Raw genomic sequence first — 16,335 nt, forward strand, 5'->3', positions numbered from 1 at the left:
CAAGGTCCGGCTTTTTTGTGTCTTCAGGCCAGGCGTGGACTCAATTGCCGACCTGGTTGTTATGGGTGTCCAATAACCCGTGGATGGTCATCAGGTGAGCCAGGCTGATCACGTGGTCCACCTGCAGCTTCTCCATCAACCGCTGCTTGTAGGTGGAGACCGTTTTCGGACTCAGGTTGAGCTGCTCGCCGATCGTGGTGAGCGCCTTGCCGCGCACCAGCATCATGGCCACCTCAAGCTCGCGGCTGGACAGTGCGTCAAACGGCGAACCTTCACCGTCGAGGGTCGCCAGCGCCAGCTGCTGCGCCACCGACGGCGCGAGATAGCGTCGACCGAAAGCCACCTGTCGCACTGCGTCCAGCAACTCCTCCGCGGTACAGCCCTTGGTGAGATAACCCAGTGCACCGGCATCGAGCAGTCGCTTGGGAAACCGCGCATCGTCCACCACCGTCACGATGATGACGTGGGTAGGCAGCTTGGAGCGCGACACCCGCTCCGTCAGCTCGATACCGCTCATGCCGGGCATATGCACATCGACCAGGGCAATGTCCGGCGTTCGCGCGCGTATGAGTCGCAGTCCCTCTTCGGCAGTACCTGCCTCACCGCTGATCTGCATGTCTGGCTGCTGCTGCAGGATCATCCTGAATCCCGTACGCACCAGCTCGTGGTCGTCAATCAAAACCACCTTGATCACCAGTTACCCTCCTTGGGTTGATTCGGCGAACATAGGCCTCGATACGGCTTTATGCAAGCATTCGGGGAGGCGCTTAGCCGTGCTATCCACGCCCACTTACGCGGTGATCTGTAGTTTTCCTACAGCACAACGGCAAGGGCTCGCCTAGCCGCTACTCCACACCTGTCGACCAATTTCTGAGGCCTGCCGCGTCCAGGTCAAAATCTTCCACGATCACGGTCAATGCACGGCCCGATTCGTCCAGCCAGCGCTGCTCTCCGGTGCGCCGCTCGACGCCACGGATGGCGATGCCATGAACGAAACTCTCACCCGTGCAGGTGCCAACGACATAGCCTTCGGGCAACTCCGCAGCAACCCGATCGCCATACGGCCCAAGAAACCTGACTGCGCTCATCGTCACTCCATGGTGAAAGCCGGGATGCCACCCCGGCGTGGCCTACTGCCGTATCGCTCACGGCCCAAACCAGCCGGGCCCAGCACGTCACCTGACACAGATGCCTGGCCCAACCCTCGAGAGCGCAGACTGCCAGATCGTCCGTATCCAAGGAGTCAGCATCAGATCCCATGCACGATTACCCAGCAGCACCAAATCGGCCGCGCATCGCAGCGTGCTAGGATGCGCAGCCATCACATGGCCCGGATGGCGAAACTGGTAGACGCAAGGGACTTAAAATCCCTCAGCCGAAAGGCTATGCGGGTTCGATCCCCGCTCCGGGCACCAGCTTTTGACGGCACTACCGCTCAGAATGTGCTGGCCTGCAATCGGGACACCGATTCGCCACGGATCCGACCCTCGCCAGCAAAGTCGATCACCGAATGCATCGACTTGCCAGCTTCCTATCCTTGAAGCAATTCCCGTAACTAGCCATGGGCAGGCTCGCCATGACCTGATCAGCTCGATCACCGGCAAACGCGCTTGCAGTGCGCGCAGCTCTCGCGCGCTCTCGCCCGCAGACAGGAACACAGTTCACCGCACCCAATGTCGGCCAAGAAAAAAGCGCCCATAGGGCGCTTTTCAAGAATGCGATGGAGGCCTGGGTCGGAATCGAACCGGCGTACACGGCTTTGCAGGCCGCTGCATGACCACTCTGCCACCAGGCCATCGCGGACGAATCGTAACCCGAAAACGGGACACCTTCCGTCTAAAACAACAAAACCTCGGAATGCCGAGGTTTTGCCAAAAACTGGAGCGGGAAACGAGACTCGAACTCGCGACCCCGACCTTGGCAAGGTCGTGCTCTACCAACTGAGCTATTCCCGCATCGGAGTCAGAAATCATATCAGAACATCTGGTTTTGTGAAGAGCCTGAAGTGAAATTTTTCATCCGGCCGGCCCCCCCCTGCGCCCCGGGACCCGATGCCGCAGGGCCCCGACTGGGTTCACGGAGCCGTCGCAGCCGCTGGCTTATCTCGACTGCACGAGTTTTTGGCAACAGTCCGTTCGCGTTGCAACGACTGGTGCCGAAGGGGAAACAGCCTCATCTTGGCGCCAGTCCACTTTCAAGGAGTGCAGCATGATCGAACGTCGACCGTTCAACTCGCTGGGCGGAGCCAATCATGGGTGGCTCGACGCCAAGCATCATTTCTCCTTCGCGAACTACTACGACGGCGCCCGCATGGGCTGGGGCGCACTGCGCGTGTGGAACGACGACACGATTGCGCCGCAGACGGGCTTTCCGCCGCATCCGCATGGCGACATGGAGATCATCACGTACGTGCGCGAAGGCGCGATCACCCACCAGGACAACCTCGGCAACAAAGGCCGCACGGTAGCGGGTGACGTGCAGGTGATGAGCGCAGGCACTGGCATCACCCATGCCGAATACAACCTCGAGCCGGGTACCACCCGCATTTTCCAGATCTGGATCATTCCCGATCAGCAGGGCAGCCCGCCGTCATGGGGCACCAAGCCGTTCCCGGTAGGCGACCGCTCGGGCCGCTTCGTGGCGCTGGCCAGCGGCTTCAAGGAGGACACCGACGCCCTGCCCTTGCGCACCGATGCACGCGTGCTTGGCGCCACCCTCAAGCAGGGCGAGACGGCCGAGTACACGTTCGGCCCGAATCGCTTCGCTTATCTGGTGCCCTCCAAGGGCAAGATCGAGGTCAATGGCGTGGAGCTGGATACACGCGACGGCGCAGCCATCCGCAACGAGGCCAAGATCGCCGTAAAGGCGCTCGAAGACGCCGAACTGGTGCTGGTCGACGCCTCGCCCTGACGCAGGCACGGGGCGGCGGGTGGCACGTGCCACCGCCGACCGACCAAGGTGGGGATGCCCTGCCATGCACCGGCTTGCTACGCTCCACGGGTTACCCCAGGCGCGAGATCGGGCATGAGCCACGGCATCCACACCATCGACACAGGCTTTGTCAGGCCGCGTTTCGACGCCGCCTATCTGCTGATCGAGAACGGCAGGGCCGCGTTCATCGATTGCGGCACGAATCATTCCGTGCCGCGCATGCTCGAGGCGCTGCACGCCCATGGACTCACACCCGTCGACGTCGACTGGCTGATCCTCACCCATGTGCATCTTGATCATGCCGGTGGCGCAGGCAAGCTGATGGCGCAACTGCCGAACGCGAAGCTGGTGGTTCATCCGCGCGGCGCGCGCCACATGATCGATCCCAGCCAGCTGTGGGCGGGGGCCTCAGCCGTGTACGGCGAGGCGGTGATGGAAAGCACCTATGGCAGGCTGCAACCGGTTCCCGCCGAGCGGGTGATCGAGGCACCCGATGGCCACGTGGTCGATCTCGCCGGGCGTGTCCTGCGCTGCATCGACACCCCCGGCCATGCACGGCATCACATGAGCATCCATGATGCGCGTGAGCAGGTGTGCTTCACTGGCGACACGTTCGGCCTGTCCTATCGCGAATTCGATACGGCGAAAGGCGCATTCATCCTGCCGACGACCACACCGGTGCAGTTCGATCCCGAGGCCTTGCATGCTTCCATCAACCGGCTGGTCGCGCTCAAGCCCAGAGCCATGTATCTCACCCACTTCGATCATGTCGACGAGGTGGAAAAACTGGCGGGCGAGCTGCACGAGCAGATCGATGCCATGGTCGAGATCGCACGGACGGCACAGCGGCTGCACGCCCAGCCCGAAGCGCGCCATGACGCCATGAAGCAGGCCCTGGCGCAGCTCTATCTATTGCGGGCGCGTGCGCATGGATGGCTGGGCAGCGAAGAACGCCTGCACGAATACCTGGGCATGGACATCGAACTCAACGCCCAGGGCCTGGGTGTGTGGCTGGACAGCACACGGAAACGTGCGCCGTAGCGGCGTTCAACGCAGCGTAGCGTCAATCAGCTGATTGGCCACCTCGACCAGCGACCGGGCAGGCCCTCCCGGCCCGAACAACTGACCCGAGGCATAAGTGCCCTCCAGCAAAAGCAGCAGGCCATCGGCCAGCAACTCCGGTTGTTTCGCGCCCATCGCTGCCGACATGGCAGCCAGCCGCGAACGCAAAGCACTCTTGTGCTGCAGGGCGACCTCGCGTGCAGGGTGATCGTCACCAGGATATTCGACCACCGCATTGGTGAGCCCGCAGCCGCGATAGTCTGCCTGTGTGGCGCGATGGACCAAGCCTTCGAAGTAGGCCATCAACTGCGCGCGCGCATCGCCCGGGTGCGCCGCCGCACCGGCGTCGAACACGTTCCAGAACGCCACTTCGTAGTCACGCAGGTACTCCGCGGCCAGTTCGTCCTTGGAGGCGTAGCTGCGGTAGAGACTGGGCTTGGTGACTCCGGCACGACTGACGATCTCCTCCACCCCGATCGCGCGAATGCCCTCGCGATAGAACAATTCATGCGCCGTGCGACGGATGCGCTCGGCGGCCTTGGGCTTGCTTTCGGACGTATCGGTGGACTCGATCGGACGGTGGCGTTTGGTGGACATGGCACAAGGGACTATTGACGATGTTACCGATCGGTACGTAAGATCCGGCCAGACCCGTACCGATCGGTAACATGACTATACTGCGCACCCGTCCGTTCGGCCAGAAGTACGCGTTTGTCGTGGCCGGCATGATCTTTCTCGCCCTGCTCGCTGCCGCCGGCGTGCGCGCGGCACCGGGTGTATTGATCGTGCCACTGGGGAAGGCCTTCGGCTGGAGCCGGGACACCATCTCGCTGTCGGCCGCGCTGGGTATCTTCCTCTACGGCATGGTGGGCCCGTTCGCAGCGGCCTTGATGCAGGCGATCGGCATCCGCCGCACCTTGATCGGCGCACTGGCGCTGATGGCCGTATCCATCGCCTCCAGCGCCTGGATGACCCAGCCGTGGCAACTGTTGCTGAGCTGGGGCGTGTTTTCCGGCATCGGCTCGGGCTGCGTGGCGATCGTGCTGGGTGCCACGGTGGTGAATCGATGGTTCGTCACCCATCGCGGGCTGGTGATGGGACTACTCACGGCCAGCACCGCCACCGGCACCCTGGCTTTTCTGCCGGCACTGGCGGCAATTGCCGAATACGGCGGCTGGCGCCCGGTGGTGTGGACGGTGGCCGCCGGCTGCGCATTGCTGATTCCACTCGCATGGTGGCTGCTGCCCGAACGACCCGCCGATATCGGCCTGCGTCCCTATGGTGCAACCGAGGCGGAAACCGCCGAGCCACCTCGGCGCAACCTGCTGGCCATCGCGCTGGGTTCGCTGGCGACGGCCTCGCGCCAACGCACGTTCTGGCTGCTGTTCGCGACCTTCTTCATCTGCGGCTTCACCACCAACGGACTGATCGGCACGCACTTCATCGCGATGTGCGGCGACCATGGCATTCCACAGGTGCGTGCCGCCGGCCTGCTAGCCATGATGGGCGCGTTTGACCTGGTGGGTACCACGCTGTCGGGCTGGCTTACCGACCGCTACGACCCTCGCAAGCTGCTGTTCGTCTATTACAGCCTGCGCGGACTCTCGCTGATCTGGCTGCCCTACTCGGACTTCTCGCTCACCAGCCTGTCACTGTTTGGCGTGTTCTACGGGCTGGACTGGATCGCCACGGTGCCACCTACCCTGCGCCTGGCGACGGAGGCCTTCGGCGACCGCGACGCGCCCGTGGTGTTTGGATGGGTGGCCGCAGGGCACCAGATCGGTGCGGCCAGTGCGGCCTTCCTGGCCGGCGCGTTGCGTACGCAGGGCGGCAGCTATCTCGAACCATTCGTGGTCGCCGGCGCCACGGCTGTGGTGGCCGGCACGCTGGCCCTGATGATTCAGCGCGACACACACACGCTGCAGCCGGCGCTCGCTGCTGACTGATCAGGCCAATCGTGTACCGTTCGGCACGGTTCGCTCGACAGCCGTGAGCACCACTCCCTCTTCCGTGGGAAATCCGGTCAGCAGGAATTGCGAGAGGAACGGACCGATCTGTTTCTCCGGGAAATTGATCACACCGACGATCTGCCTGCCGAGCAAGTCGTCAGCGTCATACAGGCTGGCGATTTGCGCACTGGTCTTCTTCTCTCCGTAAGGACCGAAGTCCGCCCACACCTTCCAGGCCGGCTTGCGCGCCTCTGGAAACGCCTCGACACGCGTCACCGTCCCGGCCACGATCAGCACCTTCTCGAAATCGGCCCAACTGATCTTGCTGCTCTCACTCATCCTTCCAACCTCGTCTTGAACCAGTCTTTGCCCTGCTGCCACCAATAGTCGGCCTGCGCCCCCAGATAACCCAAGGGGCGATAGGTACGCGTGAGCCCGTAGTCGGCAAACTGCCTCCAGCGGTCATCGCCATCGGCCAGCGCGGAAGCCAGCAGTTCGCCTGCGGCACAGGTGGGTGCCAAGCCGTGCCCGCCAAACGCCTGCGCCCACCACAAGCCATCGCCGGAGGTGCCGATCTGCGGCATCTGGTGGCGCGCATAGCTCATCAGGCCAGACCAGGCGTAGTCGACCCGCACGCCCTTGAGCTGTGGAAACACCCTCAACAGGTCGCGCGTCAACAGGCGCTGCACCGCTCGCGGCGAGCGATTGCGCACGGAGATGCGCCCGCCCCAGAGCAAGCGCGTATCGGGCAGCGGCCGGTAGTAGTCGAAGGCAAAGCGCGAATCGTAGATGGCCGAACGCGTGTCCAGGCACATGCCGAGTCGATCCTGCAGCGGTTCGCTCACCATCACGTAGGTCGCGATCGGAAGGATCGCCCGATCCACCTGGCGGCGCAGCCCTGCCAGATAGCCACCGCAGGCCAGGACCACCTGATCGGCGAGCACGGCTCCCTGCGTTGTCTCGATGCGCCATTGCGAGCCATCGCGCTTCAGCCGCCAGGCGTCGGTGTCCTCGTGAATGCGCACGCCCCGCCCCGCAGCCGCGCCCGCCAGGCCGATCGCGAAGTTGAGCGGATGCAGGTGCAGCGCGTTGCGCTCGTACAGGCCATCGAAATAACGGGGCGTATTAATGCGCTCGCGCAATTGCTCCTGCGGCAGCCATTCCCATGCAACGCCGTAGCGCGAGGCCAGCAGGGCCTGACGCTCGCGCAACACGGCGGGGTCACGGAACCAGTTGGCCCAGATCACGCCCTCATCGACCATGTCGCAATCAATGGCATGACGTGACACCCGCTGACGAATCAGCTCTACCGCGTCCGTGGTGTAGCCGAACAGGGTGCGCGCTGCCTGTTCGCCCCGTTGGTCCAGCAGTGACTGCTCCCCCAGCGAATACCCGGCGAACACGAAGCCGCCATTGCGACCGGATGCACCGAAACCTACCTGCTCCTTTTCGAGCAGCACGACGCCCTCCACGCCGCGCTCGGCCAACCCCAGGGCGGTGTGCAGCCCGGCAAAGCCGCCACCGATGATGGCCACCCGGGCGCTGATGCGCTCCTGCAGGGGGGCATACGGCGTGTAGGGCGTCGCCGTGGCACGGTAGTAGGAGCTGTGGTTCGTTGAACGCATTGCGCAACGCAGGCCCGGGCTTGGCAGGAAACTGTAACGCTAAGTCATTTTGGCGACCTTGTCTGCTGCCGCGCCGATACCTGCGCCGGTGCGTTGAAACGATGGAAGCTCACTCCACCAGGGTCACGCCCAGTGGCCGCAGGTCGCTGCGCCCATGGTCGTCCACCACGCGGACCTGGTAGTTGCCGGCGGCAGCCGGCTGCCAGAACAGCGATTCGCCAGGCGTCGTGCGCCCCACATAAGCGTCGTTGACGAACCAGTACATCTCATGCACCGAGGCGTCCGCATTCGCGGTGAAGGCGATGCGACTGTCCATCGACTGCTTGAGCCGCATGGCGTAGATGCTCCCACGCAACGGCGAGGCGATGGTGGGCGGCTCACCGTCGACGTCACCACCGTTCACGCAACTGTCGTTGCGCGGCGGGACACGCCGGGGGATGCCCGCCTGCACGAATACCTTCTGAAGCTCGGATGGCCAGAATTCGTACACCTCGACATGCGTGCGTTTGCCCGCATACGGCGGACATGCGGGCTTGCGAGTGGCGTCATCGATCACTACCGGACGATGCACCTGGCTGACCCGAATGGGCGACTTGCCCGGGATGAACCAGGTCATACCACGCTGTGGGCACCATTGGTTGGGCAGGTCGCCGCTGGCCAGACAGATCTCCACGCGCTTGAGGTGCGCAGGCATGTGCCGCACCGGCTCGCTCATCCGCGGCTGCGCCGCCTTCAGGGCATCGACCATCTGGAAGAACAGCGGCGCGGCCGCCTCCACCCCAACAAAGGCCGGGTTACTGCTGCCGTCGAAATTACCGACCCACACCACCAGCACGTAGGGCCCAAAACTGCCGGCCGTCCAGGCGTCGCGGAACCCCCACGACGTACCCGTCTTCCAGTAGACCGGCAGGCGATCCGGCTGCGCGCCGGTGGTCTCATCCGGCCGCGGATTCTGCCGAAGCATATCCATGACCATGAAGCTGGCTTCGTCGCTCAAAAGACGCGTGCCGACGCTTTGTGGATCCGCGGCAAGCAGGCGCAATGGCTTCAGCTCTCCACGGTTGGCCAGCATGGCGTACAGGTCGGCCAGCTCCTGCATGGTGACCTCGCCACCGCCTAGCACCAAGGCCAGGCCATAATGCTTTTCGCTCGCCATGCGGCTGATGCCGGCGTCGCGCAAGAACTGGTAGAAGCTCGGCTGCTGGAGCTGCGATGCCACCCACACGGCGGGGATGTTGCGACTGCGCACCAGGGCTTCCGTCGCCGTCACCGGCCCCAGAAAGTGGCCGTCGAAGTTTTCCGGCGCATAGGGACCAAACGCGGTCGGCACATCGCGCAAGACGGTCTGCGGGTGTAGTACACCCTGGTCAAATCCAAGCCCGTAGATGAAGGGCTTGAGCGTCGAGCCAGGCGAGCGCCTGGCCAGCGTACCGTTCACCTGCCCCTGGATGTCGGCATTGCCGTAGCCGGCGGAGCCCACCAGCGCCTTGACGCCCATGTCGCGCGTGTCCACCAGCAGCGCTGCCACGTTGCGGATGCCACGTCCGCTGTTTCGCTCCACGTAGCGATCCACCTGTCGCTCCAGCACGTGCTGAAGATCGAGATCCAGCGTGGTCGTTACGCGACTGTCCGCAGCGCTGGACATCACACGGCGCATGGCAAGCACCTGGTCCACCGCATGCGGGGTTTCGAACGGTAACTGCGACAGCGGCCGAAGACGCAACGGCAAGGCGAACAGTGGCTGCAGGCCCGCGTCCGCAGGATGCAGCACCTTCCAGCGCGCGTAGAGCCGATTACGCGAGCCGCTGAGCCCGCGCCCGATGAGATCGGGCGCATCCGCACCAGCCTGCAGGCGGCGACTGGGATCCTGGGGAATCACCGCCAGCGTCAGCGCCTCCGGCAAACTGAGCTTGTCGGCAGGCTTGTCGAAGTACGCCAGGCTGGCCGCCCCCACACCCTCCACATTGCGCCCGTAGGGTGCGTAGTTGAGGTAGGCCTCGAGGATCTGCTCCTTGGAGTAGAACAGCTCCAGTTGGATTGCCCGCGCCACCTGCCGCAGCTTGCCCGTCGGCGTCCGCGTATTGAGCCGCCACAGCAATCGCGCCAGCTGCATGGTGATGGTCGAGCCGCCCTGCCGGTTGCCATGGCTGACGTAAGTGACCCAGGCGCCCCGCAGCAGGCCGTACGGATTGAAGCCGGGATGCCAGCGATACCACTGGTCCTCGTGCAGCAATACGCCATCCACCAGGGCGGGCGACACGTCTCTCAGTGGCACCCACAGGCGGTAGCGCTGATCGCTCGCCAGGGTAAGGCGCAGCAACCGGCCATGATCGTCATAAACCGCCGTCGACGACGGCAACCACGCACTGAGTGGACGATGCGGCCACAACCGGCAACCCGCAAGCAACGCGGCGAGCAGGGCCGCACCCGCCAGCCAGTTCTGCCAACGAACGACCCAGCGGGCCAAGGCACGCCAGCAACCGGCAATGAACGACAATGTCATCATGCGTGGGGTCCGCAAGCGCGCCCACCCCGCGGTGGGCGCGCCTCATCCATCAGGGCTGACGGACCACCTCCAGGACCTGGCCACCCGCCGTCCTCGCCTGCACGCGACGATCGTACAGCGCCTCGCCGTAGGCCGGTGGCACGATGAACTTGCCGGCATTGGTAGCCTTGATGCGATAGACGAACTCACCCACGTTCGAGGTCGCCGTGCCGTAGAGCACGACGCGGTCCTCGCGCACGTCGGCATAGTCCAGCGCCCAGCTGGAATTGCCCACGCCGATGGGCGAACGCCACTCGCTGGCCTTTGCATCGCTGTCACCACCGCCGTCTTCGTGGTCGCTGCCATCCTGCTGCTGATCCGTGACGGCCGGCGGCGGCTGGATCACCGGTTCGAAGCCGCCGGGCAGCAGGTCAACGATGGCGATGTCATCATAGTCGCTGCCGTCCGTACTACGGATTTTCAGGTGGACGTCGATCTCCTGGCCGACGGTCACCTTGTCGATGGCCTTGCCATGGGTGTCGGTGTAGTCACGGGTGATTTCCATCCCGTCCTTGACGGCCTTGGCCGGCTGGTCGCGGTCGTAGCCACCCTGGCTCACCACGCGCCACGCCGGCAGGCTGCTGTCGTTGGTGAAGCGCAGGCGCTTCGCGTCCGCACTCCAGCTACCCGCCTGCAGCAGGTTGCCCTGCGGCGTGGCAATCGCCTTGACCGAACCGTCGGCCATCACCTGGTCGATGCGCAGCTTGTCGAGCTGCACGTTGTTTTCCTGTGCGTAGGTATCCAGCGCCAGCAAGACCATCGACGACGACAAGGTGTTGTACCAGCCGTTCTGCAGTGGCTCGGTGATGTTCTCCATCACGCGGGGCGACAACGCCTTGGCCCGGTCAGGAAAATGCTTGCTGAGCAGGTAGAGCGTGCTGGCATCGCGGACCAGCGAATCGTAGTAATAGCCGTAGCTATAGTCCTTGTCGGCCTTGCTGCGCTCGAGCAGCTTCTGCGGACCAGCGATGAGCTGCGCGGCCTGCTTGTCCTGCTTGAGCAACTGGTACGACGCCGCCAGCCATGCCGCTGCCAGATCGTTCTTCCACTGGTCGGGATAGGCATCCTGCAAGCGCTTCTGCACGGCGGCGAGGTCATTGGTGGTGACATTGCCCTGGCGGGTCAGCAGGTACACCGCATAGGCACGCTGGCGCACCAGGTCCAGTCCATCAAGACTGTCGTCGCTCGCCAGTTGCTTGAGGTACTTGTTGCCGGCATCGAACATGTCGCGCGGAATGTCCACGCCACGGTCACGCGCCTCCAGCATGAAATGCATGGCATAGGTCGACACGAACGGATTCGCATCCGGCGTAGCCGACCACAAGCCGAAGCCACCCTGCCCGTTCTGGCGTGAATGCAGCACGTCGAGGAACTGCGAGAGCGCCTCTTCGTTGGTCAGCTTCTTGCCGCCACTCATGACTGGCTGCAAGGCATCGGCGAACACCTTGACCTGCGGCCACTTGGCCAGCACGAGCCGCGGCATGGCCGCGCTGACAATCTGCTCGCTGCAGTAATGCTGGAAGTTCACCAGATAGGTGGTCAGGCCGCTCGACAACACGACGGGGATATTGGAAATGCTCGCATCGCGCGAGGCGTACTCGCCGTACATTCGTCGCAGGTCCGGCTGGTCCTGCTTGCTGCCCGCGTCCACGCGGCCCACGTCCACCTGGGTGCGATAGGCCGATGCCGGGCGCACCGACACGTCCACGCTCTGCCGCGCCGACTTGTCGCCATAGCCCGCGGTGAAGCTGAGGTTGCCGGAACCGAGCTTGTCGGTCGCCTTGACGCGGAACGTCACCACGCCTTCGCGCATCTCACCCAAGTTCAGGCTCTGGGTCGGCGTGCCGACGACCTGCAATTGCGGCCCGGTCTTCAGCGTTACCGCCACCGGCACCTGCTTGCCGTTGAGTCCTGTCAGGTTGTTGGCAACACCCACGCTGACGTCGACCTCGTCACCCGGCGCGAGTGTCGTCGGCACGTTCGGCGAGAGCACGAAATCGCCGCGCACCATCGTGCCTCCCTCGTAGGTACCCACGCGATCCGACGACACGGCCACCGCCATCACGCGGAGCTTGCCATTGAAATAGTCCGGCACCTGGTAGGTGAAGTCCTTCTCGCCGTTGATGTCGACGATGCCGGACCAGTACGCCACGGGCTTGTCGCGCTTGCGCTTGAATGGGTTGAGCTGGCGGCCGATAGCCGCATCGGCATCGCCACCCGGGGCTGCCATCGCCATCAGTTTTTCGAAGTCCGGCAAGATCAGGTCGAGGATCTGGGAGGTACCCACCTCAAGCATGCGCTTGCGGAAGAAGAACTTCAGCGGGTCGCCAAGCTTGTACCGGGCGACCTGGAGGATCCCCTCGTCCACGGCAAACACCACGGCACGTGTCGGCTGCGGCGCGCTGAGCCTGAAAGTCACGGTGTCGCCCGGCTTCACCACCGCCGGCGACTCCACCTTGATGGCGTTGCGGCGAGCATCCAGATTCACCGAGAACGGCACCACGCCGTAACTCAGCGGGCTCATGAAGATCTCGTCCGAGGACGGATCGCGGATGTACTGCACGTTGATGTAACCGTTGCCCTCGAAGTCCGCGGGTACGGTGATGTGCTGCACCGAGCTGCTGGTATCGGCATGGAACCAGGCGTGGGCGTAGACCTTATCGCGCTCGATGGTGATCAAGCCACTGCCGGCATACGGCGCGCGAATGGCGATGTCCACCGATTCGCCCGGCGCATAGTCCTGCTTGCCCAGGTTGAGTTGCAGCTCAGCATTGCGATCAAGCGATCGCGAGACATTGGCAGCACCCGCCACCGAGTACTCGACGCGATTCACCTCCACGCCATCACTGCTGCGCACGATCACGATGGCGTAGTTGCCCGGCTTGTCGGTGGGCAAGGCGTAGTCCATGCCATTGGCGGGAATCGACAACGGCTGCTCGTTGATCGTCACTTCCTTGAGCTTGGACTGGTACTTGTAGACACCCGAGTCCTGCTTGGTCAGCACCGACAGGTAGCGTCGCTCGATCAGGCGTGCCTTGAGGTCCTTGAGCGCGATCGACTTCGCCGTGTGGTCGATGGCAACCAGGTGCACGCTGCGCGTCGCATCACGATTGACGTAGTCGAGATTGTCGACCGACTTGTAGCCCACCAGCCAGTCGTTGCTGGACACCAGCGTCTGCGCGGCCGCAGCCACACTGCGACCGCCCTCCGGCTCGTAGGCCTTCGCCAGGAAATACAATTGATAGGTGGCGTCGGCGTACTTCTTCAGGTCGAGATCGAACTCCGCGTGCCCCCTTTCGTCCGTCTTGCCATCCTGCAGCTTGTCCTCGTAACCCTCCTTGGCACGACGCACGTCGTAGAAGTGGTAGTCAGGCCAACTGCGGAACGCCGGCCACGCCGGGCGCTACGTCAGCGACGCTTCGACACGACGATCCGCCGCCGGCGTGCCGAACAGGTTCATCACGTCGACGATGCCCTTGATCTGGTCGGGCTTGACCCAGCCTTCAGGCACCTGCCCTGCCAGCCTGGCATCCACTTTCATGCGATCGGGCAGGAACTCCTTCACCTGCACGGTGGTGCTGCCGATCTGCGCGCCGGCATTGCCATCCTTGACGATGTAAAGGTTCACCGTCCATGTGCCGGTCGCTGCCGTCTCCGCAGGCGTGTACTCGAGATCGCCGAACCCGGAGGCATCCATGGACATGGGCAGCTGCTTCACTGTCATGCCCCGCGGGTCGACGATTTCCGCCTGCAGCGGCACGCCGACCACGCTGCGCGTCCAACTGGCGGCGCGCACGATCAGGCCGACGTGGATGGTGTCACCGGGTCGATAGATGCCACGGTCCGAAAACAGGTACGCCGAGAGCTGGCCCTCGTTCTGGGCATTGCGCTCGCCACCCACGTCGAAACGCGAGAAATCGAGCTTGCGCTCGTCGCTGGTGGAGCCACCGATAGGCAGGAACGACAAGTCATCGCCCTTCCTCACCACATAGAGCGTGGGCTGCTTCTCGCGATCCAGGCCCTTCAAGGTGGGGAAATGCACCACGCCGTCCGTCGACGTGGTATCGCTGAAGAGCGTCTGACCATTCACCGCCAGTACGGATACCGTCGCGCCGCCCACCGGCTGACCGCTACGGATGGACTGCACAAACACATCCTGGCTGCCATCGAGGGAGCGTTTGACCAGCATGCCCAGATCGGTGACCACGATCAGGCGTGTATCCGTGGGAGAGGAGCCGTCAGCGCTGTCGCCGTTATCCGCCATCGCACCCTGATCGTCGTCCGACCCTTCCGACTCGTCACCCGAGTTGTCGTTCGTCGGCGCCGCCTGCGGCTGGTTCTCGGCAGCCTTTTGGGTGTCCTCCTTTTTCTTTTCGGCCACGGCGTCGTAGCTGGACAGGTGCAGCAGGAAAACGCCGCGCTTGCCCTCCTTCAGGTATTGCCCGAGGTCGATACCCTCGTAATGGGCCTTGGCGGGATCGTCCTTGGGGAAGCTGCGCTTCAGCTCGAAGCGTTCAACGATATGGTCCTCGCTGAAGTCATAGCTCAGCTCCGGGCGCGCATACGTACCCTGGTTGAAGCTCACCAGATGCTGCAGTTGGTCAGGCAGCACGCGCCCGATCTCGACGCGCATCCCGGGCAGGTTGCGCGACACCACGGAAATGCGCTTGCTGCCTGACATGGACAACAGCGAACCGTCGGCCATGAACCTCAGCAGCTGGGGATAGTCAGGGACCGTGACGACGGTGGCGTAGGCCTTGCCCAGGATGTAGCCGCCAAAGGACTTCAGCCCCTTGTCAATGCGCACATAGATGCGCTGGCCGGGGGCGGCCTGGAACTTGAAGCTTTGCATCGCGTCGTAGTCGTTCTCGGTCGGCACCAGCTCGAGCTTCAGCGGTTGCGCCTGGCGAAGCTCGGCCTCGCCGACCTCCGATGCATCCCAGGGATATGGAGCTGCGCCATCGCCCCGCGGCTCGCCTTGCTTGCCCGCCGGCAGCACCCAGGCCTTGATCAGGCCGCCGAGGTCACTGTCGCGCACGTTGCCACCCACCTGCACCAGCAGCACCTGCTCGGGTTCGTATTTTTCGTTGTCGACCAGGGTGGGCGTGACGTTGTCGATGGACAGGCTGTACAGGCCGGGAACGCGCACTCGCCCCGTCAGCTCGTCGCCGGTTCCATCACCGCCCCGTGCACTGCGCACGCCTTTGCCGATGCTGTAGCGCACGCTGTTCTCATCCCTCGGCAGCGTCAACGGCTGGGAGTGGATCCAGGCGTGCAGCTTCTGCGGATCGTAGGTCACCGTGTACTTGAGCGCCGTCTCGGTGCCATCGCTTTGCCCGAGCACGACCTTGATGCGCCTTTCGAAGTCAGCCGTGTCCACCGGATAATTGAAGTTCACCGGCTGGATGGTCTTTCTGGCCGTAGCGTCCTGCGGATCCTGATAGAACTCGCCGTTCACCAGCGTCGCGCTGAAGGCCGGCGTATCGAAAGAGAAATGGTCATCAGCCATCAGCACCTGCGGTGCGAAGGCCTTGGCCGTATCGAAGCGGACCTCGTAATGGCGTCCTACCGGCCAATCCTCGGCTGGCATGAAGCGGAGGCTGTGGTCGTCCTGCCACGACCACTCTCCCTTGACCGCGGGCTGCATCACGATGCCGTCCGTAACCGGCTTGCCCACCCGATCAATGGGTGCGACGGAGCCCGAGAAAACCACCGTCAACGCATGAATGGCGGGGCTCGGCTGCGTGTAATCGGTAATCTCCGGGGCCTGCACGGTCATGCTGATCCGCTCGGGCTCCACCGGCTTGGGCCGGTTCTGGTACCACTGCCATCCGAACCAGCCGCCTGCGGCCAGCGCCAGGGCACCCGCCAACACACCGGCCGCCCGTACCGGCCTGCGCCGGATCCAGCCACCGGTGGCTGGCAGCCAGGCCGGCGCGGACCAGCTGACCTGGCCCACCAGGGGGCGCAGGATCCATCCGAACATGGAAAACACGCCGCGCAGCAGACGCAACGGCAGCAACAGAAGGAATCTCAACAGATCCATGACGCTTCCCTGGCTTTCATCCGATGAGCATGGAAACGGCGCCACGCCGGCCCCGGGCGTAGACCGGATGCGTCAAGACACCCGCCTCTTGCGAAGCGGAGCCAACGAATACCGGGTTACCCACGACTAGAGTGCGCGCCGAACATGGCCGAACGCGGGAGCGATTCTGGCATGCGC

11 protein-coding genes and 3 tRNA genes are annotated in these 16,335 nt (G+C 63.9%); 4 read left to right on the forward strand and 10 right to left on the reverse strand.

Annotated elements, in window-relative coordinates:
• Positions 1 to 40 precede the first annotated feature (40 nt).
• On the reverse strand, positions 41 to 694 hold the full coding sequence (locus DVU99_RS15560) for a response regulator (protein ID WP_114241148.1): 654 nt from the start codon (positions 692 to 694) through the stop codon (positions 41 to 43).
• A 151-nt stretch (positions 695 to 845) separates the two neighbouring features.
• The gene (locus DVU99_RS15565) at positions 846 to 1,088 is read right to left on the reverse strand and encodes a hypothetical protein (RefSeq protein WP_114241149.1); all 243 of its coding nucleotides are present in this window, start codon (positions 1,086 to 1,088) and stop codon (positions 846 to 848) included.
• A 240-nt stretch (positions 1,089 to 1,328) separates the two neighbouring features.
• Here DVU99_RS15565 and DVU99_RS15570 point away from each other — a divergent pair.
• Positions 1,329 to 1,415 (forward strand) — tRNA-Leu (locus DVU99_RS15570).
• Between the two features lie 306 nt (positions 1,416 to 1,721).
• On the opposite strand, the gene DVU99_RS15575 is transcribed toward DVU99_RS15570, so the two are convergent.
• Positions 1,722 to 1,795: transfer RNA gene (locus DVU99_RS15575), tRNA-Cys, on the reverse strand.
• A gap of 84 nt (positions 1,796 to 1,879) precedes the next feature.
• A tRNA-Gly gene (locus tag DVU99_RS15580) sits at positions 1,880 to 1,955 on the reverse strand.
• Positions 1,956 to 2,208: 253 nt separating this feature from the next.
• Here DVU99_RS15580 and DVU99_RS15585 point away from each other — a divergent pair.
• Complete coding sequence (locus tag DVU99_RS15585) at positions 2,209 to 2,910, forward strand: pirin family protein (RefSeq protein ID WP_114241150.1); 702 nt, start codon at positions 2,209 to 2,211, stop codon at positions 2,908 to 2,910.
• A gap of 114 nt (positions 2,911 to 3,024) precedes the next feature.
• Positions 3,025 to 3,972, forward strand: a complete 948-nt coding sequence (locus DVU99_RS15590) for an MBL fold metallo-hydrolase (RefSeq protein WP_114241151.1) — start codon at positions 3,025 to 3,027, stop codon at positions 3,970 to 3,972.
• Between the two features lie 6 nt (positions 3,973 to 3,978).
• Here DVU99_RS15590 and DVU99_RS15595 read toward each other — a convergent pair whose 3' ends face one another.
• A complete protein-coding gene (locus tag DVU99_RS15595; protein WP_114241152.1) occupies positions 3,979 to 4,590 on the reverse strand; it encodes a TetR/AcrR family transcriptional regulator in 612 nt (203 codons plus the stop codon).
• Positions 4,591 to 4,661: 71 nt separating this feature from the next.
• On the opposite strand from DVU99_RS15595, the gene DVU99_RS15600 reads away from it, so the two are divergent.
• The gene (locus tag DVU99_RS15600) at positions 4,662 to 5,939 is read left to right on the forward strand and encodes an MFS transporter (RefSeq protein WP_114241153.1); all 1,278 of its coding nucleotides are present in this window, start codon (positions 4,662 to 4,664) and stop codon (positions 5,937 to 5,939) included.
• Here the strand turns inward: DVU99_RS15600 and DVU99_RS15605 are convergent, their stop codons facing one another.
• The 5 genes from DVU99_RS15605 to DVU99_RS20205 form a co-directional block, all read right to left on the reverse strand.
• Positions 5,940 to 6,281 (reverse strand): tRNA-binding protein, encoded by a 342-nt coding sequence (locus DVU99_RS15605; protein WP_114241154.1) that lies wholly within the window; start codon positions 6,279 to 6,281, stop codon positions 5,940 to 5,942.
• Positions 6,278 to 7,567 carry an FAD-binding oxidoreductase gene (locus tag DVU99_RS15610; RefSeq protein WP_114241155.1) on the reverse strand — a complete coding sequence of 430 codons (1,290 nt, stop codon included), beginning with the start codon at positions 7,565 to 7,567 and terminating at the stop codon, positions 6,278 to 6,280. The genes DVU99_RS15605 and DVU99_RS15610 overlap by 4 nt, the downstream gene beginning before the upstream one ends.
• Positions 7,568 to 7,676: 109 nt before the next feature.
• The gene (pbpC, locus tag DVU99_RS15615) at positions 7,677 to 10,073 is read right to left on the reverse strand and encodes a penicillin-binding protein 1C (protein ID WP_114241156.1); all 2,397 of its coding nucleotides are present in this window, start codon (positions 10,071 to 10,073) and stop codon (positions 7,677 to 7,679) included.
• 49 nt (positions 10,074 to 10,122) lie between these two features.
• Positions 10,123 to 13,464, reverse strand: coding sequence for an alpha-2-macroglobulin (locus DVU99_RS20200; RefSeq protein WP_232823630.1), 3,342 nt, complete (start codon positions 13,462 to 13,464; stop codon positions 10,123 to 10,125).
• 51 nt (positions 13,465 to 13,515) lie between these two features.
• Positions 13,516 to 16,158, reverse strand: coding sequence for an MG2 domain-containing protein (locus DVU99_RS20205; RefSeq protein WP_232823631.1), 2,643 nt, complete (start codon positions 16,156 to 16,158; stop codon positions 13,516 to 13,518).
• Positions 16,159 to 16,335 lie beyond the last annotated feature (177 nt).

Origin of the sequence: Dyella sp. C9 (assembly GCF_003332825.1) — a bacterium.
In the GTDB taxonomy this organism is placed as follows: Bacteria; Pseudomonadota; Gammaproteobacteria; order Xanthomonadales; family Rhodanobacteraceae; genus Dyella.